At 72.0% G+C, this 21,670-nt stretch carries 20 protein-coding genes; 11 read left to right on the top strand and 9 right to left on the bottom strand.

The genetic code is table 11. The features are described from left to right. Positions 1-446: 446 nt before the first annotated feature. A complete protein-coding gene (gene dnaG, locus FAF44_RS07105) occupies positions 447-2,288 on the bottom strand; it encodes a DNA primase (RefSeq protein WP_237102227.1) in 1,842 nt (613 codons plus the stop codon). A 183-nt stretch (positions 2,289-2,471) separates the two neighbouring features. On the opposite strand from dnaG, the gene FAF44_RS07100 reads away from it, so the two are divergent. Beyond that, complete coding sequence (locus tag FAF44_RS07100; protein ID WP_237102226.1) at positions 2,472-3,383, top strand: M23 family metallopeptidase; 912 nt, start codon at positions 2,472-2,474, stop codon at positions 3,381-3,383. Here FAF44_RS07100 and FAF44_RS07095 read toward each other — a convergent pair. Continuing rightward, entirely contained in the window at positions 3,349-4,506 is a 1,158-nt protein-coding gene (locus FAF44_RS07095) for an NAD(P)/FAD-dependent oxidoreductase (RefSeq protein ID WP_237102225.1), read from the bottom strand. The two genes, FAF44_RS07100 and FAF44_RS07095, sit on opposite strands and share 35 nt — an antisense overlap. A gap of 76 nt (positions 4,507-4,582) precedes the next feature. Then, a complete protein-coding gene (locus FAF44_RS07090; RefSeq protein ID WP_237102224.1) occupies positions 4,583-5,803 on the bottom strand; it encodes a deoxyguanosinetriphosphate triphosphohydrolase in 1,221 nt (406 codons plus the stop codon). Between the two features lie 101 nt (positions 5,804-5,904). Between FAF44_RS07090 and FAF44_RS54490 the strand changes: the two genes are divergently transcribed. Continuing rightward, a complete protein-coding gene (locus FAF44_RS54490; protein ID WP_308193292.1) occupies positions 5,905-7,383 on the top strand; it encodes a M48 family metallopeptidase in 1,479 nt (492 codons plus the stop codon). Here FAF44_RS54490 and FAF44_RS07080 read toward each other — a convergent pair. Continuing rightward, positions 7,380-8,111: a phosphotransferase gene (locus tag FAF44_RS07080; RefSeq protein ID WP_237102223.1), complete on the bottom strand. Its 732-nt coding sequence runs from the start codon at positions 8,109-8,111 to the stop codon at positions 7,380-7,382. The two genes, FAF44_RS54490 and FAF44_RS07080, sit on opposite strands and share 4 nt — an antisense overlap. 137 nt (positions 8,112-8,248) lie before the next feature. Between FAF44_RS07080 and FAF44_RS07075 the strand changes: the two genes are divergently transcribed. The 8 genes from FAF44_RS07075 (at position 8,249) to FAF44_RS07040 (ending at position 14,908) form a co-directional block, all read left to right on the top strand. Beyond that, the gene (locus FAF44_RS07075; RefSeq protein WP_237102222.1) at positions 8,249-8,746 is read left to right on the top strand and encodes a DUF6194 family protein; all 498 of its coding nucleotides are present in this window, start codon (positions 8,249-8,251) and stop codon (positions 8,744-8,746) included. A gap of 92 nt (positions 8,747-8,838) precedes the next feature. Further along, on the top strand, positions 8,839-9,543 hold the full coding sequence (locus FAF44_RS07070; RefSeq protein ID WP_237102221.1) for a protein-L-isoaspartate O-methyltransferase: 705 nt from the start codon (positions 8,839-8,841) through the stop codon (positions 9,541-9,543). Positions 9,544-9,622: 79 nt separating this feature from the next. Then, positions 9,623-9,763 carry a lasso RiPP family leader peptide-containing protein gene (locus FAF44_RS07065; RefSeq protein WP_237102220.1) on the top strand — a complete coding sequence of 47 codons (141 nt, stop codon included), beginning with the start codon at positions 9,623-9,625 and terminating at the stop codon, positions 9,761-9,763. Between the two features lie 11 nt (positions 9,764-9,774). Then, positions 9,775-11,577, top strand: coding sequence for an asparagine synthase-related protein (locus FAF44_RS07060; protein ID WP_237102219.1), 1,803 nt, complete (start codon positions 9,775-9,777; stop codon positions 11,575-11,577). Then, complete coding sequence (locus FAF44_RS07055; RefSeq protein ID WP_237102218.1) at positions 11,564-11,824, top strand: lasso peptide biosynthesis PqqD family chaperone; 261 nt, start codon at positions 11,564-11,566, stop codon at positions 11,822-11,824. Before FAF44_RS07060 ends, FAF44_RS07055 begins: the two co-directional genes overlap by 14 nt. 175 nt (positions 11,825-11,999) lie before the next feature. Further along, on the top strand, positions 12,000-12,404 hold the full coding sequence (locus FAF44_RS07050) for a lasso peptide biosynthesis B2 protein (protein ID WP_237102217.1): 405 nt from the start codon (positions 12,000-12,002) through the stop codon (positions 12,402-12,404). 132 nt (positions 12,405-12,536) lie between these two features. Beyond that, positions 12,537-14,276 carry a DUF4832 domain-containing protein gene (locus tag FAF44_RS07045; RefSeq protein WP_237102216.1) on the top strand — a complete coding sequence of 580 codons (1,740 nt, stop codon included), beginning with the start codon at positions 12,537-12,539 and terminating at the stop codon, positions 14,274-14,276. 80 nt (positions 14,277-14,356) lie between these two features. After that, complete coding sequence (locus FAF44_RS07040) at positions 14,357-14,908, top strand: GNAT family N-acetyltransferase (protein ID WP_237102215.1); 552 nt, start codon at positions 14,357-14,359, stop codon at positions 14,906-14,908. Between the two features lie 10 nt (positions 14,909-14,918). Here the strand turns inward: FAF44_RS07040 and FAF44_RS07035 are convergent, their stop codons facing one another. Further along, on the bottom strand, positions 14,919-15,392 hold the full coding sequence (locus tag FAF44_RS07035) for a MarR family winged helix-turn-helix transcriptional regulator (protein ID WP_237102214.1): 474 nt from the start codon (positions 15,390-15,392) through the stop codon (positions 14,919-14,921). 57 nt (positions 15,393-15,449) lie between these two features. Between FAF44_RS07035 and FAF44_RS07030 the strand changes: the two genes are divergently transcribed. Then, a complete protein-coding gene (locus tag FAF44_RS07030) occupies positions 15,450-16,226 on the top strand; it encodes an alpha/beta fold hydrolase (protein ID WP_237102213.1) in 777 nt (258 codons plus the stop codon). Positions 16,227-16,236: 10 nt separating this feature from the next. On the opposite strand, the gene ppdK is transcribed toward FAF44_RS07030, so the two are convergent. The 4 genes from ppdK to FAF44_RS07010 form a co-directional block, all read right to left on the bottom strand. Further along, positions 16,237-18,873, bottom strand: coding sequence for a pyruvate, phosphate dikinase (gene ppdK / locus FAF44_RS07025; RefSeq protein ID WP_237102212.1), 2,637 nt, complete (start codon positions 18,871-18,873; stop codon positions 16,237-16,239). A gap of 250 nt (positions 18,874-19,123) precedes the next feature. Further along, positions 19,124-20,299, bottom strand: coding sequence for a cell wall metabolism sensor histidine kinase WalK (locus FAF44_RS07020; RefSeq protein WP_237102211.1), 1,176 nt, complete (start codon positions 20,297-20,299; stop codon positions 19,124-19,126). After that, a complete protein-coding gene (locus FAF44_RS07015) occupies positions 20,296-20,964 on the bottom strand; it encodes a response regulator transcription factor (protein ID WP_237102210.1) in 669 nt (222 codons plus the stop codon). The genes FAF44_RS07020 and FAF44_RS07015 overlap by 4 nt, the downstream gene beginning before the upstream one ends. A gap of 10 nt (positions 20,965-20,974) precedes the next feature. Further along, positions 20,975-21,670: S1C family serine protease (locus FAF44_RS07010; protein ID WP_237102209.1), on the bottom strand; the 696-nt coding region annotated here is incomplete at its 5' end.

Below are 21,670 nucleotides of genomic sequence, written 5' to 3'. Positions count from 1 at the left end.
AAGGTTTAGCCCGAGTTTGATCAGGAAAGTAAAGCCAATTACGCGCTCTGGATTCACGCGTCCGGCGACACCGACGGGTCGGACGCATCTCTTTCGCTGCCTCGATGACGTTGTTCTGGCTCTTTGTCACATGTTGGACCGCGCCAAATTCCCGATCAACCGGCCCTGGTTTGCCGCCCGCGATCGCGGCCGAACCGTTACCAAACGAGAACGATCATCACCGATCGGGCGCGGCGGCGCGCACGGCCGCCACACGGCTCCCCACCTTCACGATCTTGCCCGCGCCGCCCTCGCCCCGGCCCTCCCGGACGCCCGCGCGACCCCGGCGGCCGGGCACCGGACAGGGCTCGCCCGCCACGCGAAGCGGCGTCTCCAGAATCGCCCTTTATGCAGGACTTATGCCCGCAAGGCATTTCATCGTGCCATTGCCGGAGAAATGAACGCGCTCAACCGCCGGCGACCCGGGTACGCAGGACCCGGCGCTGCTGCTCCAGCGCCACCAGCTCCCCGAACAGCTTGTTGTACTCCTGCTGCTGCTCCACCGGATTGAGCCGCTGGATACGCGACTTGACCTGCGCGATCGCCCGATCCAGCGGCATCGCCTCGGCGGCGGTCAGGATGTCGGCGGCGTACCGCTCCTCGGCGTGCGGGTCGACCTGGATCGCCTCCACCGCGAAGCGGGTCACCAGCGCCCGCGCACCCTCCTCGTGGGCGTGCTCCAGCAGGAGGTCGACCCACTCCCGCCCGCCCGCGCCCGCCTGGGCGACGCCTCCGGCGGCCACGATGACCTTGTGCAGCGCCACGTGGTCGGGAGCGGTGAACGCCTGCGGGTCGAGGGCGTCGAAACGGGGGCCGATCAGGGCCGGGCGCTGCACGGCCAGCTTGAGCAGCTCACGCTCGACCCGGACGCTCGGATCGACCGGCGCCGCCTTGGGCGCGCGCTGCCGGCCCCCCTGCTGGGCCCCGGACGCCTCGGCGATGCGCTGCATGACGAAGCGCTCGTCCATGAAACCCAGCCACCGATCGAGGTCGATGGCGTAGCGCTTGCGCAGGCCGACGTCCTTGATCCCGGCCACGATCGGCGCGGCGGCGTCGAGCGCGGCGATCTTGCCCTCGTTGCTGCGCAGGTCGTAGCGGGAGATGGTGCTCCTGATCGCGAACTGGAACAGCGGCTCCCGGCTCGCGATCAGGTCGCGCACGGCGGCGTCGCCCTGCTTGACCCGCAGGTCGCACGGGTCGAGGCCGTCGCCCTGCACCGCGACGTACGTCTGCGTGACGAACTTCTGCTCGTCGGCGAACGCCCGCAGCGCCGCCTTCTGCCCCGCCGCGTCGCCGTCGAAGGTGAAGATCACCTCGCCCCGGAACTCGGCCTGGTCGAGCAGGAAACGGCGCAGGATCTTGATGTGCTCCTCGCCGAACGAGGTGCCGCACGTGGCCACGGCGGTCGGCACGCCGGCGAGGTGGCAGGCCATCACATCGGTGTATCCCTCGACGATCACGGCCTGCGCGCGCTTGGAGATCTCGCGTTTCGCGAGGTCGATCCCATAGAGGACCTGGCTCTTCTTGTAAAGCGGCGAGTCAGGCGTATTCAGATATTTCGGACCGTCATCGGAATCGAGCAACTTCCGCGCGCCAAATCCGATCACATCACCCGTCGCGTCCCTGATGGGCCAGATCAGCCGCCCCCGGAACCGGTCGATCGGGCCCCGCCGGCCATCCTTGGCCAGCCCGCCCTTCACCAGCTCCTCGGCGGTGAAACCGCGCCCCAGGAGATGGCGGGTCAGCGCCTCCCACTCGGCCGGCGCGTAGCCGACCCCGAACGTCTCGGCGTCGGCCCGCTCGAACCCGCGCTCGGACAGGAAGCGCCGCCCCACCGCCGCGTCGGGGGCCATCAGCTTGGCCGCGTAGAACTCGGCCGCCACCCGGTGCGCCTCGATCAGCCTGGCCCGCTCGCCGTGGTCGCGCCTCGGGACGTAGCCGCCCTGCTCGTACTGGAGCTGGATGCCGGCCCGCTGCGCCAGCCGCTCGACGGCCTCGCCGAACGACAGGTGCTCGATCTTCTCGACGAACGTGATCACGTCGCCGCCCTCGGAGCAGCCGAAGCAGAAGTACATGCCCCGCTCGGGCGTGACGTTGAACGACGGGCTCTTCTCGTCGTGGAACGGGCACAGCCCCTTGAGGTTGCCGCCTCCGGCGTTGCGCAACTGGATGTGCTCGCCGATCACATCGGCGATGGGCGAGCGCTCGCGTACGAGCGCGATGTCGACGTCACGAATCCGGCCAGCCACGCCGGGAAGTCTATTCCGCCCCACTGACGGTTCCGCGCCGCCGGGGTGTCCCCGGCATGGGAAGCGGGCAGGAAACCGAGCGTCGTCTCCGGGCCCCTATCGCGGGAAACCGGTGATACGAGGTCTCCGCGTCGGCTACAAAGGTAAAGGTTGTCGGTGGAAACGGTGACACGGGTGGAGATCATGCGATCGGGGCTTGTCGGACGATGGGCGGCCGTCACGGGCGCTGTGCTGTTGACCGGTGCCTGCACCCAGGTCACCGGGCTGGTCGGGGTCGGCGCCGGGTCGCCCGCCACCGCCCCGGTCACGGGCGAGGCGGCCGCCGCCACCTTGTCCAATGAGGGGCCCGACGACGGGCCCACCCCGAACGAGCTCGCGGCCGAGCAGCCGCCCGAGGGCGGCGAGCCGGTGCGCGTCCCGCCGCCGAAGTTGTCGAAGTACACCTACGCCTTCCCGGTGAAGGGTTGTAAGACCGAGTACCGGCGCAAGCTGCTCGTGCTGCCCAAGACGACGATCTGGGCCAAGCCGGGGTGCGCGTTCGTGTCGCCCGTCGGCGGCGTCGTGGACGAGGTGAACGTCCAGGACAACTGGTCGTCGGCCACCGACGCCGGGGCCACCCGCGAGGGCAGGTTCGTCACGATCATCGGCGACGACGGCGTGCGCTACCTCGGCGGGCACCTCGACTCCGTGGCCGAGGGCGTCAAGCCGGGCACGCGGGTGAAGGCCGGGCAGTTGCTCGGCCGGGTGGGCACGACGGGCAACGCCCGCGACACCGGGCCGAACCTCTACTTCGCGATCTCGTGGAAGACCGGCCCGGCCTACTGGTGGGTCCGCAGGGGCATGGTCAAGCCGTGGGACTACCTCGACGCCTGGCAGAAGGGCAACCGCACGCTGTCCCCCCGCGAGGAGACGCTGAAACTGCGCGCCAAGCTGGGCGAGACGCCGCAGTGCACGATCCAGTGCGACGCCCCCAGGGCGGCGCAGCAGCAGGAGCCGCAGCCGAGCAAGACCCCGAAGCCGCAGAAGAAGAAGGAGGACGACGAGGAGGAGACCATCACGCTCACCCCGACGACAGCTCCTTTGGATGGACGGTGACCCGCGACCTGATGAGCTCCTGGATCTCGTCCACGACGTCCCACACGTTGACGTTCATGCCGGCGATCACGCGGCGGTCGCGCAGCCAGTAGGCGATGAACTCCATGCTCTCCGGGTCGCCACGGTAGACGATCTCGTCGTGGCCCTCGATGTCGCCGGAGAACTCCATGCCCAGCTCGTACTGGTCGGTGAAGAAGTAGGGGAGGCGGTCGTAGACGACCTCCTGGCCGAGCATCGACCGGGCCGCCGCCGGGCCGCCGTGCAGGGCGTTGGCCCAGTGCTCGACGCGGATGCGGCGGCCGTACAGGGGGTGGAACGACTCGGCCACGTCGCCCGCCGCGAACACGTCGGGGTGTGAGGTACGCAGGGCGGCGTCGGTGAGAACGCCCTGGCCCACGTCGAGGCCCGCGTCCCTGGCGAGCCCCACCTCGGGTGCGGCCCCGACCCCGGCCACGACGAGGTCGGCGGTCAGCCGCTCGCCGGAGCTGAGGCGCACCCCCGTGCCGGTCACCTCCGCGGCGGCCGTGCCGAAGCGCAGGTCCACGCCCTTGCTCGCGTGCAGGCGCGCGAACAGCTCGCCGAGCTCCGGGCCCAGCGCCCGGTTGAGCGCGGTGGGCTCGGGCTCGACCACGGTGACCTGGCAGCCGGCCGCGCGCGCCGCCGCCGCGCACTCCAGCCCGATCCAGGAGGCGCCGACGATCAGCACGGCCCCGCCCTCGGCGAAACGGGCCCTGAGCGCCTCGCTGTCCTCGACGGTGCGCAGGTAGTAGGCGGGCCCGGGCAGCCGCCTGGGCACCGCTCCCGTAGCGATGAGCAGCTTGTCGTACGGCTGGCGCGAGCCGTCCCCGAGCCTGATCAGATGGTGGGCGGGCTCGATGCGGGTGACCTTGGTGCCGAGTCGGAGGTCCACACCGTTGTCGGCGTACCAGCCGGGCTCGTGGACGAAGATCTGCTCCCGCTCGCCCTTGCCCTGAAGGTGGCCCTTGGACAGCGGCGGCCGTTCGTAGGGCCGCTCGGCCTCCGCGCCGATCAGCACGATCTCGCCGTCGAACCCCTCTTCACGCAGCGTCTGCGCTGCCTTCGCCCCAGCCAGTCCGGCGCCGACGATCACATATGTGGCCATGGGCGCAGTATGCGCCCGCCGGGGTCGTCGGGAAAGCAGGTTGCGTCAGGCGACCTGCCTGTTGACGAACCTTTGGTCATCGCGACAGCCTGCGATGCCAGGCCACCGCCGAGGTGTCGGTGAGCGAGGCGATCTGGTCGATCACCACCCGGACGCGGGCGGCGTCTCCGGACGCCTCCAGGAAGGCGGGCCGGAAGGCGGGCTCCAGCGTGCCGGGCGCGCCGAGCGTGATCAGCGAGGCCAGTTCGGTGATGAGGTCGCGCTGCCTGGCCTGGTTGGCGTGGTGGTCGGCGGTCGTCATCACGTAGTGCGCGGTGACGCCCTTGAGCAGCGCGCACTCCAGCCGGGTGGCGTGCGGCACGACGAGGTCGGCGCGGTGGCGGGAGCTGTGCTGCTCCTTGGTGGCGGCCTGGGCGGAGCGGCAGAAGCGGCCGATGAGGCCGCTGGTGAGCGCCTTGAGCCCGGCCAGGTCGGCGAGCGTGGCCGCGAAGCGGTGCGGCCACAGCGGGTCGTCGATCAGCTTGGCGAAGATCTCCTCCAGCTCGACGAGGTCGGTGCCGGGGGCGTACCAGGTGCGGGTGGTCTCGCACACCCGGGCGCGCTCGGCGGGCGACTGGAGCGCCTCCGGGGTGACGTGGCCGGAGTGCAGGGCGTCCTCCAGGTCGTGCACGGAGTAGGCGACGTCGTCGGCCCAGTCCATGATCTGCGCCTCGAAGCTCACCCGTCCCTCCGGCGCGCCCTCCCTGATCCACTCGAACACCGGCAGGTCGTCGTCGTAGACGCCGAACTTGGGCGACGTGCGGCACGTCCACGGATATTTGATGGAGGCGTCGAGGGCCGCGCGGGTCAGGTTGAGGCCGGCGCTGCGGCCGTCCTCGGTCAGCACCTTGGCCTCCAGCCTGGTGAGCAGGCGCAGGCTCTGCGCGTTGCCCTCGAAGCCGCCGCACGAGGCCGACAGCGCGTTGAGCGCCACCTCGCCGTTGTGCCCGAACGGCGGATGTCCCAGGTCGTGGGCCAGGCAGGCGGTCTCGACGAGGTCGGGGTCCACGCCGAGGGTGGCGCCCATCTCCCTGCCGACCTGGGCGCATTCGAGCGAGTGGGTCAGCCGGGTGCGGGGGATGTGCTGGCCGCCGCCGAGCGTCTCTCCAGGCCCCACGACCTGCGTCTTCGCGGCCAGTCTGCGCAGTGCGGCGCTGTGCAGCACCCTGGCCCGGTCCCGCTCGAACGCGGAGCGTTCCGGATTGCCGGGAAGTTCCGGAACCCAACGCTCCTGGTCATGCTGGTCGTAGTACGGCATCTCTGTAGCGATTTTATCCAGTTTCCCGTCTCCGCTAGTGTCAAGCCTCGCGAGAACCCCTTCCCCGGGAGCCCTCCCCCATGACGACAGCGTTCCGAGCAGTGCTTGCCTTCGCCCTGCTCGCCGGCTTCTACGTACTGGTCGGCCTCATCCTCGGCGCCGCCATCTTCTTCGACGTCATGCTCCTCGTCGACTTCCACGGCAACACGGTCCGGGCCGCGATCGTGCTCACGCTGATCGCGGGCGCGCTCGTCCGGGCGCTGGTGGTGGTCAGCCGCCGCCGCGACGGCGAGCAGCCCGGCGTGCCGGTCGGGCGCGAGCACGAGCCCGTCCTGTGGCAGACGGTCGAGGAGCTGTCCCAGCGGGTCCGCACCGCCCCGCCCGACGAGATCCGCCTGGTCGCGGAGGTGAACGCGGCCGTGTCGGAGGACACCAGGTTCCTGGGGCTGCGGGCGACGCGCCGGCGCATGTTCATCGGGCTGCCGGTGCTGCAGACACTCACGGTGGACGAGATGCGCGCGGTGCTCGGGCACGAGCTCGGCCACTACAGCGGCGCCCACACCCGCCTGGGCGCGCCCGTCTACCGGGGCCGCGTCTCGCTCATCGCCACCGTGCAGGGGCTGCGCAACCACCCGTTCGTCCAGCGCCTGTTCACCTGGTACGCCAAGATGTACCTGCGGGTCTCGCAGGCCGTCTCGCGGCGGCAGGAGCTGGAGGCCGACCAGCTCGCGGTCTCGATCGGCGGCCGTCAGGCGATGGCGGGCGCGCTGCGCAAGATCCACACCACCGCGACCGGCTGGGATCTGTACGTCAGCTCCTACCTGTCACTGACCGGCGCCGGAGGCACCCGGCCCGCGGCCGTCTTCGGGGGCTTCCACGCGCTGATGAGCGACCCCGAGCGCCAGGCCGAGCTCGCCCGGCTGAGCGAGCAGCCGCAGGAGGTCTCCCCGTACGACTCGCACCCCAGCCTGACCGACCGCCTGGCCGCGATCCAGCACCTACCGGAGCCGCAGCAGGTCCCGGACCCACGTTCGGCCCTGACCCTGCTGGTGGACCCGAACGTGGCGGTGCAGGCCGTCGAGCAGTCCATGTGGAGCGCCGAGGCCCTGGCGACGCTGCGTCCGGTGTCGTGGGAGGAACTGATCGAGCACGGCATGTACACCGGGCGCAACGCCGACGCCGTACGCGACCTGGCCGCGGCCGGGCAGCAGGTGATGGGGGCCGGGCAGCCGTACCTGGACGCCGCGTTCGAGGCGATCGCGCGGGGCCGGCAGGCCGAGCTGGAGGCCAAGCTGCTGGAGCAGGGCTGGAGCCCGTCCCCCACGCTGCTGGCCGGGGTGCTGGGGCAGGCGCTGGAGGCGGTGCTGATCCAGCTCGGCGAGGCCAAGTGGACGCTGTCGTGGTCGGGCCCGGCCCGGCTGCTGTTCGACGACGGCGAGGAGGTGTCGCTGTCGGAGTACGCGGCGCAGGTGGCCGCGAACCCGGCGGCGGTGGCGGGGCTGCGGCAGTGGCTCGGCGACCACGGCATGCGCCACGACTACGTGCCGACGGAGCGGCCCAGCCCGGCCGCGCTGGGTTAGGCGCGCAGCGCCCGTTCCAGCTCGTCCCGGTGCCCGGCGACCCAGTCGCGGGCGGCGCGCACCCGCGCGACGACGCCGTCGGCGCGCAGCCGGACCGCGTGCGGCAGCCCGGCGTCCGCGTCCGCCTCGATGCCGTGCCGGCAGCGGTCCTGCCACCACAGGACGCCGTCCACCACCTCGCCCCGGTCCGCGAGCCCGTAGCCGTCGCAGATCACCCGCACCCTGCGGGCCGCCTCCCCGGGGTCCGCCCCCGGGGCCAGGCCGGCGTACTGCCAGCAGACGTGGGCCACGTCGTGGACGCGCCGGCCGGGGCCCGCGAGGTCCCAGTCGATGAACGCGACGGGGCGCAGCGGCTCGCCCCGGTAGACGGTGTTCTTCGGCGACAGGTCGTTGTGGCAGACGACCTCGCCGTCCCCGGCCAGCGCGGTGCCCGCGGTCAGGTCGTGGAACTCGCGCACCAGCCCGGCCGCCCGCGCGAGGCTCTCGTCGGACGTCACGCCGTCCGGCTGCGCCTCCTCCCAGGCCACGTGGCCGGCCAGGTAGCCGAGGATCTCGCGGCCGTGCTCGTCGAGGCCGAGCAGGCGCGGCGCGCCCGGCCAGCCGTGCCGTTCGAACAGGCGCAGCAACTCGTGCACGTACGCGGCCCGCCGGGAGGGGACGCGGCGGACGGTGTCGCCGACGCGGACGACGACGTTCACGAAGCCGCCGGGAAGAGGTGTCTCCGACATGCGCCCCAGCCTGCCCCATCCCACCGGCAGGAGGTGCCGCCCTTTGCGACTTTTCACCCATCGGTCCAGGTGATATCGGTGAAAGTCTCACTGGGTGGTGCAGTGAGACGATCGAAGGGAGAGAAAGGGGCCTCGACATGACAGAGGACGACATCATCACGTTCGTGAGCGCGCTTCCGGGGACCGTCGTGTTCACCGCCGGGCCGGACCTCGGGTCGCCGGAGGTGGCGTGGGGCGACTCGTTCTTCTTCTACGAGCCGGACGGCCTCGACCACGTGCCGGCCGACGGCCGCCTGCCGTACGCGACGATCGTCACCAAGGACTACCAGGGGTTCGACACCGCCTCCCGGCTCGACCGGCCCGGCGTCTTCCGGCTCAACGTCGCGGCCGGCCGGGTCGCCTTCGAACGTCTCGTGGGCTACCCGCCCGCCGCGCACGCCGCGCACCACGACTCCGTCGACTACGCGGCGCTCGACCGGCTCGTCCCGCACCCGCTGTACGCCGCCCAGTCGTGGGTGTGCATCCTGAACCCCGGTGCCGCGGCGAGCACGCGGGCGCTGCTGAGCGAGGCGCACGCCCGCGCCGCGAAGCGGCACCGCCGCCCGTCCGGTGTGCGGCCCGGCACTCCGAACTGAGAGTTACCAACGGGTTTCGCCGACAGCCTTGCCACACTGCGATCCGTGGCCATACGGTCACCCTTAGCATTCGCCGAGCCGAGGGAGGCGCTGTGAGCAGGCACGACGGCGGAACTGGGCGAGGCTCAACGATGCTGCCGCACCTGGCCTGGCGGATGGAGGCGATGATCGCGGGGATCGCCGAGCGGCGTCCGCCCGCTCCCGGCGTGATCGAGCAGGCGCTGCGGAAGGTGCCCCGCCACTGGTTCGTCCCGTCGTTGGGCCTGGTGCTGGACGACGACGGCGGCGCGGTGCCGATCGACCGCGACGCCGACCCGCCGGGCTGGTGGGACGCCGTCTACTCGGGCCGGCCGATCGCCACGCCGCTCGACTCCGGCAGCACCTCCTACACCTGCGTCAATCCCTCCCCCAGCGCCGTCGCCGACCTGCTCGAACTCCTCGACCTCCACCACGGCCACCGGGTGCTGGAGGTGGGCACGGGCAGCGGGTGGCTCACGGCGCTGCTGTGCCGGCTGGCGGGCGAGTCGGGCCGGGTGACGTCGGTGGAGGGCGACCCCGCCGTGGCGGAGGTGGCCCGCCGCAACCTGGCCGCCGCCGGGGTGCGCCCGTATCTGGTCGTCGGCGACAGCGCGCAGGGGTGCCCCGAGCGGGGTCCGTACGAGCGGGTGCTCGCGCCGCGCACCGCGCCCGAGCCGTGGGCCGCGCAGACGACGCCGGGCGCGGTGATCGTCGGCGGCGACGGCCAGGCCGTGCGACGGGTGGTGACCGCAGGCCACATGGATGGCCACCTAAGGTAAATGAATCACTACTTTTAGTCATAGTCCCTGTATGGGAAGTTGGAGCAGAGAGGGAAAGCTCACTTACCAGAAAGGGGACATGACGATGGTCCACGACGAGCGGGCCCCCATGTCGTACGAGCCTCCGGCGATGATCGAGGTCGGGGAGTTCGGCGAGGTCACGCACGGCTCCGGCGGGTGGTTCTACCCGGACTTCTTCGACTACTTCGGCTGGGCGTGAGGTAGGGCCCGGTGCGGAGGCTGAGCGGCGCGGAGTTCGCGGTGCTGCCCGACGGCGCCGCGGGACAGGCCGTGGCCGACGCGCTGGGCGGCGCGGCGGTGCTGGAGTACGTGTCCGGCCGTCCGTGTCTGGTGACCACCTCGCCGCATGAGGTGACACACGCGCAGGCAGGCCGCGCCCGGCTGGCGGTGATCGGCGTCTGCCCGGTCACCGCCGGCCGGCTGGCGGAGCTGGCCGCACGCCTGCGCTGCCTGGAGGACGCCGACGCGGTCGCGGCGGCGCTGCCCGGCAGCTTTCACCTGGTGGCCGTCCTCGACGGGCGGGTGCGGGTGCAGGGCACCGCCTCGGGGCTGCGGCGGGTCTACTACGCGCGGGTCGGCGGGGCCGTGGTGGCCTCCGGCCGGGCGAGCCTGTTCGGCGGGCCGCTCGACCACCAGGCACTGGCCGTACGGCTGCTGGCGAAGACGCCTCCGGTGCTGGCCGGGCCGCTGTGGGAGGGCGTCACGATGGTGCCGCCCGGCGACGCGGCGCACCTCGATCGTTACGGCGTGCGCCTGCGCACCTGGTGGCGGACGCCGGAGCCGGACCTGCCGCTGGCCGAGGGCGCGCCCGCGCTGACGGCGGCCCTGGAGGCGGCCGTGGACGCCCGGGTGGGCCAGGACGCGGTGGTGGCCGGCGACCTGTCCGGCGGGCTGGACTCGACGCCCGTGAGCTTCCTGGCCGCGTCGGCGGCGGGGCGCAGGTCGGCGAAACTGGTGACCTTCGGGCTCGGCGTGGACGACCCCGCGCACGACGACGAGCGGTGGGCGGCGCTGGCGCGCGAGCACCTGCCTGGCGAACATCTGCTGATCCGGCACGACGAGTTGCCGGGCTGGTTCGCCGGGGTGGCCCGGCCCGTCGCGGGGCTGGACGAGCCGATGCGGTGGCTGCGGGTCCTGGACCGCGAGCTGGCCACCTCCGGGCGGCTGGCCGAGCGGGGCGCGGCCGTGCGCCTGACCGGCCACGGCGGCGACGAGGTCGCCCTGCTGCCCGTCTGCTACCTGCACGACCTGGCCCGCCGCCGCCCCTCGGCGCTGTGGCCCCATCTGCGCGACCGGCGTTCCAGGGCCCGGTGGCCGCTGGCCTCGTGTGCCCGTGAGCTGGCCGACCGCCGTCCCTACGCCGCCTGGCTGGCCGGGCAGTCGGGCCTGCTCGGCGCGCCGCCGCCGGCCGCCTCGCAGCCCGACTTCGGCTGGGAGCCGCCGTTGCGCCTGCCGTCCTGGACGACGCCGGAGGTCGCGGACGCCGTCCGCCGCCGGCTCGCGACCGTGCGGGCCGTCGCCGGTTCGCCGCTGCGCGCACAGCACCAGGCGCTGTCGAACACCCGGGCCGCCGCGGCCGTGCTCGACGGGATGCAGACGCTGACCGCGCGGGCGGGCGCCGCCGTGCACGCGCCCTTCCTCGACGACCACGTCATCGCCGCCTGCCTGGCCGTGCGGCTGGACGAGCGGGCCGCCCCCGGGGTGTACAAGCCGCTCACCCGCGCGGCGATGCGGCCGGTCATGCCGCCCGAGTGCCTGCTGCGCACGACCAAGGCGGCCTTCCCCGCCGACTTCTACCAGGGGCTGCGCCGGCACCGCGACCAGCTTCTCGCCCTGCTCGACGGCTCGCTGCTGGTGGAACGGGGGCTGGCCGACGCCGGGGCGCTGCACCGGGCGTGCGTGGGGACGCCGGCCGACGCGGGGCCGAGCATGCTGGCCCTCGACGTCTTCGTCGCCGCCGAGAACTGGCTGCGCGCCCTGCCCGCGGACGGAGGTTCCCGTGCGACTGCGTGAACAGGTCACGCTCACCCCCTTGGACGGGGAGTGCGCGGTGCTGCTGGACGAGCGCAGCGGCCGTTACTACCAGCTCAACGCCACGGCGTACCTGCTGCTGCGGGAGCTGCTGGCGGGGGCGGCGCCGGATCATGCGGCGGCGCGGCTGACCGACCGGCACCCCGAGGCGGCCGGCCGGGCGGAGGCGGACACGGCGGCGCTGATCGCCGACCTACGGCGCGCCGACCTGGTCCGGGACGACGGGTGAACGGGGCGCACACCGCCGGGCGATGGCCCGCACGCCGGTCGCGGAAGGGCGGCGGTGGCGCGGTGAACATGCCGGGAGTGGGCGTGCCGGGGGCGGGTGTGCCGGGAGCGGGCGTGCCGGGAGTGGGCGTGCCGGGAGTCGGTGTGCCGGGGGTGGTGGGATGAGGGTGCCGTTCGTGCCAGAGGCTCGTGGGCGGTTGCGGTGGCGGCGGCGGCCCGCCGTGCGGGTGATGGTGGCGGTCGCGCACGTGCTCGCCCGCCGTCCGCCCGCGCGCATCAGGGACGTGCTCGTCCTGGCGCGGCGGGGCGCGCGTCCCGCCACGGCCGCGCAGGCGGAGGCCGCGCGGGCCGCCGTGGTGTCGGTGAGCCTGTCGTGCGCGGGCGAAGGCTGCCTGCCGCGCTCGATCGCCGCCGCGCTGCTGTGCCGGTGGTGGTTCGGGACGTGGCCCACCTGGCGGACGGGCGTGCGGCTGCACCCGTTCTCCGCGCACGCCTGGATCGAGGCCGAAGGGCGGCCGATCGGCGAGCCGGCGGGCGGCTACCAGGCCACCATCACGGTTCCGCCTTCGCCGCATTACTGAGGACTCCCTCATTATTGACGGCCTACATGCCCTTTCACGGCGGAATCGACCGTCAGCCCTTGACTTAATTTGCATGGATTCCATGATTAGTCGCAAGTCCGACACTCCCCGTCCGGCCTGCCTAGGAGCCCCATGCGCAAGCTCGCACGCTGCCTCGCCCTGCTCGCCGTCTTCTGCGCGTCGATCCTCGTCGCGCCCACGGCGGCTCAGGCCGCCATCACCGGCCAGTCGGCCACCGACACGGCCACGACGGTGACGTACCAGTTCGCCTACCCGGGCAGCCCCGCCTACGCCCGGACCTACGTCGACACCGACCGCAACGCCGCGACCGGCTTCGCCCAAGGCGGCGTGGGCGCCGACTACCTGCTCGAGAACGCCTCCCTGTACCGCCACAACGGCGGCGGCTGGAGCTGGACGCTCGTGGGCCCGGTCACGTACTCGGCCTCGGGCGGCACCGCCAGGTGGACGGTGGCACGGGCGGACCTCGGCGAGAGCGCCACGCCGAACGACGCCGACCTGGTCTTCCAGGTGGAGTCCCCGCTGGAGACCTCGGCCAAGTACACACACGTTTACTCGGGTGGCGGCGGAGGCGGCGGCTCGGTCACGTACCCGCCCACCACCGCTGACATCGCCAACCCCGAGCGCGGCCTCTACCACCACACCGGCGACTGCGACAAGAACGACTTCTCCCCCGACACCCTGCGCGGCTACCGCACCGGTCAGCACATCTCGCTGGTGATGTGCGTGTTCTACCTGGCCGAGTTCAGGACCGGCCCGATCGGCCAGGCCGCGCTGGAGCAGTTGCAGCAGCAACTCGACACCGTACGGGCGGCGGGGCTCAAGACGATCCTGCGTTTCGCGTACACGACCTCCACCGACGGCGCCGACGCCTCCAAGGCCCAGGTGCTCGCCCACCTCGACCAGCTCAAGCCCTACCTGAACGCCAACAGCGACGTCATCTACCTCGTGCAGGCCGGGTTCGTCGGGGCGTGGGGCGAGTGGTACTACACGCAGAACTTCGGCAACGCCGGCACGGTCACCGACGCCGACTGGGCCAACCGCAAGGCCGTGGTGGACAAGCTGCTCGGCGTCCTGCCCTCGACGCGGATGGTGCAACTGCGCACGCCGAAGTTCAAGCGCACGATGTACTCCACCAGCCCGGTCACCTCCGGCCAGGCGTATGGCGGCTCGGCCCCGGCCCGGCTCGGGCACCACAACGACTGCTTCCTGGCCAGTCCCGACGACTACGGCACCTACGAGAACGCGGCCGTGGAGTACCCGTACCTGGAGGCCGAGACGCGCTACGTCGCCATGGGCGGGGAGACCTGCAACCCCAACCCGCCGCGCTCCGACTGCCCGACCGCCAAGGACGAGCTGTCGCGCTTCCACTGGTCGTACCTGAACACCGACTACCACACCGGCGTGCTCGGGAGCTGGGGCAGCGGCGGCTGCCTGGCCGAGATCACCCGCAGCCTCGGTTACCGCCTGGCGCTGCGCAGCGGCACGTACCCGAGCATGGCCGTCCGGGGCGGCGCGCTGCCGATCAGCGTCACGATCGGGAACGACGGCTACGCCGCTCCCTTCAACCCGCGTGGCCTGGAGCTGGTCCTGCGCAACACCGCCACCGGCGCGGTGCACCGCCTGCCGCTCTCGGCCGACCCGCGCAGGTGGGCCGCGGGAGCCACCAGCACGGTCTCCCAGACCGTCACCCTGCCGGCCTCCGTCGCCGCCGGCTCCTACGCGCTCTTCCTCGGCCTGCCCGATCCGCTGCTGCCGTCGCGTCCCGAGTACGCGATCCGGCTCGCCAACGAGGGCACCTGGGAGGCCGCGACCGGCCTGAACAACCTCCTGCACACCGTCACCGTGAGCTGACCCGCCCCCGCCGCCCCGGCGCGGGGCGGCGGGTCTAAACCGGTTGACCACAGGCGCGAGCCGCCGGGACGATCGGCCTCGTGCGCCTCGAATTCTCGCGATTCTCCCCCGGCCAGGCCGAAGCCCTCGTCGGCTTCCTGACCGGCGAGGAGTGGCCGTTCCACGCCAGTGTCCAGGAGGCGACGGCCATCCGGCGGCGGGTCGCCGACGGGTCCTACGACGACGCGGAGAGCCGGACGTTCTGGCTGGTGGCCGACGGGGAACGGGCGGGCCTGGTGCGACTGCAGGACCTCACCGACCACACGCCCATGTTCGACCTGCGGATCCGGGCGGCGTGGCGCGGGCGAGGGCTCGGGACGGCGGCCGTCACCTGGCTGACCTCGTACGTCTTCACGGAGTTTCCCGCCTACCGGCGGATCGAGGGCAACACCCGGCAGGACAACCACGCGATGCGGGCCGTCTTCCGCAAGTGCGGGTACGTGAAGGAGTCGCACTACCGGGAAGCCTGGCCCGCGCCGGACGGGGCGGTGTACGACTCGATCGGCTACGCGGTGCTGCGCCGCGACTGGGTCTCCGGCACGGTGACCGTCCCCGACTGGGACGACGAGGCCCGGCTGCCTGGAGCGGGCTGAGCACTGCCCGTCAGTCCATGTCGATGTCGTCGAGGAGGCGGAGCAGGCGGGCCAGGACGCTGAGGCACGCCTCGATCTCGGCCTCGGTGAGGTCGCCGCCGACCTGGCGCAACATCGCGCGCTCGCGCTCGACGACGGCGTCGACGGCCGCCCGGCCCGCGGGCGTGAGGCGGATGAGCGAGGAGCGCTTGTGCGCCGGGTTGGGGGCGAACCCGACCAGGCCCCGCCCGGCCGCGTCGTTGGTCATGCGCTGCACGAACTGCCTGCTCAGGGCCTGGGCCCGGCCCATCTGGGGGACGGTCATGGGGCCCTGCTCGCGCAGCATGACGAGCACGGCGCGCACGCCGACCGAGAGCCCTTCGATGGGCGCGTCCTGCTCGACCTTGCGCTGGGCGCGCCGGTAGAGCGGGCCCACCAGGTCGAACACCTCGGAGAGCCGGTCGGTCGGCGCGCCGGCCGCCGGGTCGCGGTCTGTGTCGCTCACCCGTCCATGATGACACCCCGGTTGTCATTGTTGCGCCCATATGACACCTTGGTTGTCATGAAGGATCTGTTCTGGATCGATCGCGGAGCCGGCCGTCCCGTCGTCCTGCTGCACGGGGGGTTCCTGGATCACGGGATGTGGGCGGCCCAGCTCCCGGTCCTCGCCGCGCGGCACCGGGTGATCGCTCCCGACGCCCGCGGTCACGGCCGCTCCGCCAACGCCACCGGGCCGTACCGGCTCACCGACGACCTCGCCGGGCTGCTGCGTCACCTGGACACCGGGCCCGCCGTGCTGGTCGGGGTGTCCATGGGGGCGGGCATCGCGGTCGACACCGCCCTGGAGCATCCGGAACTCGTCCGCGCCGTGGTCGTGACGGGAGCGGGGACGAGCGAGCCGTACTTCGAGGACCCGTGGACCACCCGGTCCCTCGCGGCCTGGCACGCGGCCATGGCGGCCGGCGACCTCGACGCGTCGGTGGCGGCGTTCACGGCGCTCGGCACGGGACCGCGCCGGACGCTCGGCGACCTCGATCCGGTGGTGGTGAGCAGGCTGACGCGGATGGCCAGGAGCACGATGTCCAAGCACTCCGCCGGCGAGCCGGACCACCTGGTGCCGGTGGCCGGCACGTGGGAGCGGATCGCCTCGATCCGGGTCCCGGTGCTGGCCGTGCACGGGGCCGAGGACTCGGCCGACCACCTCTCGATGGCCGAACGGCTGGTGCGGACGGTGCCCGGCGGACGGTCCGTCTCCATCGACGGGGCCGCCCACTACCCGAACATGGAGCGGCCGGACGTCTACGACAAGGTGCTGCTGGAGTTCCTGGAGAGCCGGTGACCCGCGCGGATCAGCGGGTGTCGGAACCGCCCGCGGCCAGGGCGGCGCGGCCCGCTTCCAGGCGGGCCACCGGGATGCGGAACGGGGAGCAGGAGACGTAGTCGAGGCCCACCTCGTGGCAGAAGTGCACCGAGTCGGGGTCGCCGCCGTGCTCGCCGCAGATGCCGAGGTGCAGGTCCGGCCGGGCCGCCCGGCCCTCCCGCACCGCGATCTCCACCAGGCGGCCCACGCCCTCCCTGTCGATCGTCTCGAACGGGGAGACGCCGAAGATGCCGAGGTCGAGGTAGCGCGAGAAGAAGGCCGACTCGACGTCGTCGCGGGAGAAGCCCCACGCCATCTGGGTCAGGTCGTTGGTGCCGAAGGAGAAGAACTCGGCGGCCTCGGCGATCTGGCCGGCCGTCAGGGCCGCCCTGGGCACCTCGATCATGGTGCCGATCAGCGCCTCGACCCCGGCGTCCGCGAGGATCTTGACGGCCTCCTCGCGTACGGACTCCAGCTCCTGCACCGCCGCCACCAGCGGGATCATGATCTCCGGGCGGGCCCCCGGCACCTCGGCGGCGGCCTGCGCGATGGCGCGCACCTGCATCGCGAACAGGCCGGGGATGACCAGGCCGAGCCGTACGCCGCGCAGGCCGAGCATCGGGTTCTGCTCGTGCAGGCGCTTGACCGCGCTCAGGAGCCTGCGGTCCTTGTCGGTGGCCGCTCCCGTGGCGGACTTGACCGACAGGTCCACGATGTCGGGCAGGAACTCGTGCAGCGGCGGGTCGAGGAGGCGGATGGTGACGGGGGCTCCGTCCATGGCCTGGAAGATGCCGATGAAGTCGGACTTCTGGAGGGGCTCCAGCGCGTCCAGGGCCGCCTGGCGTTCGGGATCGCTCGCGGCCAGGACGAGGTCCTCCACGAGCTGACGGCGCTCGCCCAGGAACATGTGCTCGGTGCGGCACAACCCGACGCCCTGAGCGCCGAAGCGGCGGGCGCGGGCCGCGTCCTCGGGGGTGTCGGCGTTGGCGCGGACACCGAGGCGGCGGGCCCCGTCGGCGTGGTGCATGATCCGGTCCACGGCCTTGACCAGGTCGTCCTCCGGCCCGGCGGTGCCCTCGAAGTACTCGACCACGGCCGAGTCCACGACCGGCACCGCACCGAGGAAGACCTCGCCCGTCGTGCCGTCGATGGAGATGACGTCGCCTTCGGAGACGACCACGTCGCCGGGCGCGACGAAGCGCCGCTCGGCCGTCAGGACCTCCAGTTCCTCGGCCCCGCAGACGCACGTCTTGCCCATGCCGCGGGCCACCACGGCGGCGTGCGAGGTCTTGCCGCCGCGGCTGGTCAGGATGCCCCTGGCGGCGATCATGCCGGCCAGGTCGTCGGGGTTGGTCTCGCGGCGGACGAGGATGACGTCCTGGCCGCGCCGCGCCAGCTCGACGGCGCGTTCGGAGGAGAAGACGGCCTTGCCGACGGCGGCCCCGGGCGAGGCGTTCATGCCCTTGACGATCTTCCGCTTCTCCGCGCCGCCGTCGAAGCGGGGGAACATGAGCTGGGCGAGCTGGTCGCCGGTGACCCGGGTGACGGCCTCGTCGATGGTGATCAGGCCCTGGTCCACGAGCTGGGTGGCGATGCGGAACGCCGCCGCCGCGGTGCGCTTGCCGACCCGCGTCTGCAACATCCACAACGTGCCGCGCTCGATGGTGAACTCGATGTCACACAGGTCGCGGTAGTGGTTCTCCAGGGTCTCCATGATGCCGAGGAGCTGGTCGTAGGAGTGCCGGTCGATGCGTTCGAGGTGCTCCAGGGGGATGGTGTTGCGGATGCCGGCCACGACGTCCTCGCCCTGGGCGTTCTGCAGGTAGTCGCCGTAGATGCCCTGCTGTCCCGAGCCGGGGTCGCGGGTGAAGGCCACGCCGGTGCCCGAGTCGTCGCCGTAGTTGCCGAAGACCATGGCCATGATGTTCACGGCGGTGCCGAGGTCGGCGGGGATGCGCTCCTGGCGGCGGTAGAGGATGGCGCGCGGGGCGTTCCAGGAGTCGAAGACGGCCATGACGGCCAGGCGCATCTGCTCGCGCGGGTCGGCGGGGAAGTCCCTGCCGGTCTGCTCGCGCACGATCCCCTTGTACGTCTCCACGAGCCGCTGCAGTTCGCCCGAGTCGAGGTCGGTGTCCTGGCGGCGGCCTTTGAGGTCGTCGAGGGCGTGCTCGAACAGGTCGCCGTCGATGCCGAGCACGGTCTTGCCGAACATCTGGATGAGCCTGCGGTAGGAGTCCCAGGCGAAGCGGTCGTTGCCGCCCGACTGTTTGGCCAGCCCGTGCACCGACTCGTCGTTGAGCCCGATGTTGAGGACGGTCTCCATCATGCCCGGCATCGAGAACTTCGCTCCGGAGCGCACGCTCACCAGCAGCGGGTCGTCGGCCTGGCCGAGCTTGCGGCCCATCCGGGCTTCCAGCGCCTCCAGGTGCCCGGCGACCTCCTGGTCCAGCCCGCCGGGAACGGAGCCGTCCGCCAGGTAGTGGCGGCACGCCTCGGTGGTGATCGTGAACCCGGGGGGAACGGGCAGCCCAAGGTTGGTCATTTCGGCGAGGTTCGCGCCCTTTCCGCCGAGAAGATCCTTGAGATTCCTGTTGCCGTCGGTGAAGTGGTAAACGTACTTGGCCACCGTTGCTCCAATCGAACGCCTCTGTCCCGGACTCTACCGGTGAAATTGATGACGAAACTTCACTCCTCGTATAATTCGCTGTTTGTGCTGGTCAAAGCCGTATGAGAGGTCTAATCCAATTATACGCAGCATGTACCGAAAATTGGATTAGACCAATTGGTTTACACCAATTCTTGAGAAAGGCGAGTGTGAGGTGAGGAATTGTTCACAGGGGTGAAACCAGCCCAAGATCCCGCAGCCCGCAGGTGGGTCAGGTCGCCAGCGGGTTGCTCTCGGGCGGCGTGCCGGGCGCCCCTTCGCGGGGCGGCAGCCAGAGCACGAACGTCGCCCCCTCCCCCAGCCGCGAGAACACCGCCACGCGACCCCCGTGCGACTCCACGATCTGCCGGACGATCGCCAGCCCCAGACCCGTGTGACGATCCCGGCGGCTGGCCTCGCCGCGCCAGAAGCGGTCGAACACCCGCGCCTGGTCCGCCTCGCGCAGCCCGGGGCCGTCGTCGCGGACCGCCGCCCACAACCAGCCCTCGCTCCGGCCCACCGCCACCCTGATCGTGCTGCCGGACGGCGACAGGCGCACGGCGTTGGACAGCAGGTTGGCCACCGCCCGGCGCAGCGCGTCGGCGTCGCCGGCCATGTCCAGGCCCGTGCCGAGCCGGCGGGTGATCGTGATGTCGCGGGCGGCGGCCGGAGCGGCGTGCTCCTCGCACGCCTCCCCCACCACCCTGGCGAGTTCGACGTCGGCGTCGGCGAACGCGGTGCCCTGCCGCCTGGCCGTGGCCAGCAGGTCCTCAACCAGCCTGGTCATGCGGGTGGTGGCGCGGTCCACGATGGCCACCGCCCTGGCCCGCTCCTCGTCGCTGGCGTCGGGGGCGGCCAGCACGGCGTCCACGTTGGCCCTGATGATGGTCAGCGGGCTGCGCAGCTCGTGCGAGGCGTCGTCGATGAGCTGCCGCTGCGCCCGGAAGCCCTCCTCCAGCCGGTCGAGCATGGTGTCGATGGTGTCGGCCAGGTCCTTCAGCTCGTCGCGCGGGCCGTGCAGCTTGATGCGCCGCTTCAGGTCGGTCGCCTGGATCTCCTCCGTCGTACGGGTGATCGACCGCACCGGCCGCAGCACCCGTCCCGCCAGCACCCAGCCGATGCCCAGGCTGGCGACGTAGAGACCGGCCAGCGTGACCAGCGAGTAGTCGCGCAGCGTGGCCATCGTGCGCACGTTGACCGCGTTCTCGACCTCCTCCATGAAGACCACCTCGCGCTTGCCGAGGTACTGGTCGTCCTCGTTGTACGCCTTGGCCAGCTCGGTCGAGACCGGACGCTGCTCGGTGGTCTTGGACACGCCGTAGTAGATGCCGCCCAGCACCAGCGTGGCCAGCACGAACAGCAGGCCCGAATACAGGACGGTGATCCGGAAGCGGATGGTGTGGATCACGACACCGGCTCCTTGAGCCGGTAACCCCGGCTGATCACGGTCTCGATCAGGCCCTCCTCCTGCAGCTTGCGCCGCAGGTTGCCGACCGTGACGCGGACGGTGCTGGTGAACGGGTCGGCGTGCTCGTCCCAGACGTGTTCGAGCAGTTCCTCGGTGGACACCACGTGGCCGGGCCGGGTCATCAGGTAGTGCAGCACACCGTATTCCTTGGGGGTGAGGGCCAGCGACCTGCCGTCCAGCGACACCTCCAGCCGGGCGGTGTCGATCCGCAGGCCGCCCACCTCCAGCACGGAGGTGCCGCCGCCGGCGTCCCTGCGCAGCAGCGCCCGCACCCTGGCCAGCAGCTCGGGGAAGGCGAACGGCTTGACCAGGTAGTCGTCCGCGCCCTCGTCGAGGCCGCGGACGCGGTCGTCCAGCCGGTCACGGGCGGTCACCATGATGATCCGCACGCCCTGGCCCGCCGCGCGCAGGCCCCGGCAGAGCTGGAAGCCGTCGCCGCCCGGCAGGTTCAGATCGAGCAGGACCAGATCGTAGGCGTTGACCAGCAATTTCTCGTGCGCCGACGGAGCGTCGTAGGCGACGTCCACCGCGTAACCGGCCCGGACGAGGCCGACGCGCAGCGCGTCGACCAGGTCCTCCTCGTCCTCAACCACCAGCAGTCGCATGCCCTGGACCCTAGTTTCGGATGATACGTTCCGCGATCGGCGCCGCCCTGTCGATGGGGATGGCGAAGCCGATGCCGATGTTCCCGCCTCCCCGGGAGGACGCGATCGCCGTGTTCACCCCCACGACCTCGCCACGGGCGTTCACCAGCGGTCCCCCGGAGTTGCCTGGGTTGATGGAGGCGTCGGTCTGCACGGCCGTGCGCCGGGAACCGCCCAGCCGCACCTCCCGGTCGAGGGCGCTGACGATGCCCGAGGTGACCGTGCCGGACAGGCCCAGCGGCGAGCCGATGGCCAGCACCTGGTCACCGACGGACAGGTCCGAGGAGCGGCCGAGCGTGGCGGGCGTCAGCTCCTCCGGGTAGTCCACCTCCAGCACGGCCAGGTCCTCGGCGCTGTCCGAACCGGCCACGCGGGCGCTCAGCCGGCTGCCGTCGTGCAGCACCACGGTCACCGTGCTGCTGCCGCTGACGACGTGGGCGTTGGTGAGGATATGACCGTTGGCGTCCACCACGAAGCCGGAGCCGCCCGAGCTGCGCGTCTCCACGGAGACCACGCTGGGCAGCACGCGGGCGGCCGTCGCGCTCAGCCCGGCCAGGCTCGCCGACGGCACGGGGGCCGTCCTCGGGAGGGCGGCGACCGGGGCCCGCTCCGTCCCCCCGACGAGCAGCGCCCCCGTCGTGCCCGCCGCCGCCCCGCAGAGCGTCGC

This window comes from Nonomuraea sp. MG754425, from assembly GCF_021699195.1.
Lineage (GTDB): Bacteria > Actinomycetota > Actinomycetes > Streptosporangiales > Streptosporangiaceae > Nonomuraea.
The sequence above is the reverse complement of the archived record's forward strand: the minus strand, read 5'-3'. Positions and strand labels throughout refer to the sequence as shown.

What these genes read in the sequence shown, in the direction of transcription:
- FAF44_RS07065 (WP_237102220.1), top strand. Translation starts at nt 9,623, where the DNA reads ATGACGATGGTCCACGACGAGCGGGCCCCCATGTCGTACGAGCCTCCG.
- FAF44_RS07045 (WP_237102216.1), top strand. Translation starts at nt 12,537, where the DNA reads ATGCGCAAGCTCGCACGCTGCCTCGCCCTGCTCGCCGTCTTCTGCGCG.
- FAF44_RS07095 (WP_237102225.1), bottom strand. Translation starts at nt 4,506, where the DNA reads ATGGCCACATATGTGATCGTCGGCGCCGGACTGGCTGGGGCGAAGGCA.
- FAF44_RS07015 (WP_237102210.1), bottom strand. Translation starts at nt 20,964, where the DNA reads ATGCGACTGCTGGTGGTTGAGGACGAGGAGGACCTGGTCGACGCGCTG.
- FAF44_RS07090 (WP_237102224.1), bottom strand. Translation starts at nt 5,803, where the DNA reads ATGCCGTACTACGACCAGCATGACCAGGAGCGTTGGGTTCCGGAACTT.
- FAF44_RS07100 (WP_237102226.1), top strand. Translation starts at nt 2,472, where the DNA reads ATGCGATCGGGGCTTGTCGGACGATGGGCGGCCGTCACGGGCGCTGTG.
- FAF44_RS07080 (WP_237102223.1), bottom strand. Translation starts at nt 8,111, where the DNA reads ATGTCGGAGACACCTCTTCCCGGCGGCTTCGTGAACGTCGTCGTCCGC.
- FAF44_RS07030 (WP_237102213.1), top strand. Translation starts at nt 15,450, where the DNA reads ATGAAGGATCTGTTCTGGATCGATCGCGGAGCCGGCCGTCCCGTCGTC.
- FAF44_RS07075 (WP_237102222.1), top strand. Translation starts at nt 8,249, where the DNA reads ATGACAGAGGACGACATCATCACGTTCGTGAGCGCGCTTCCGGGGACC.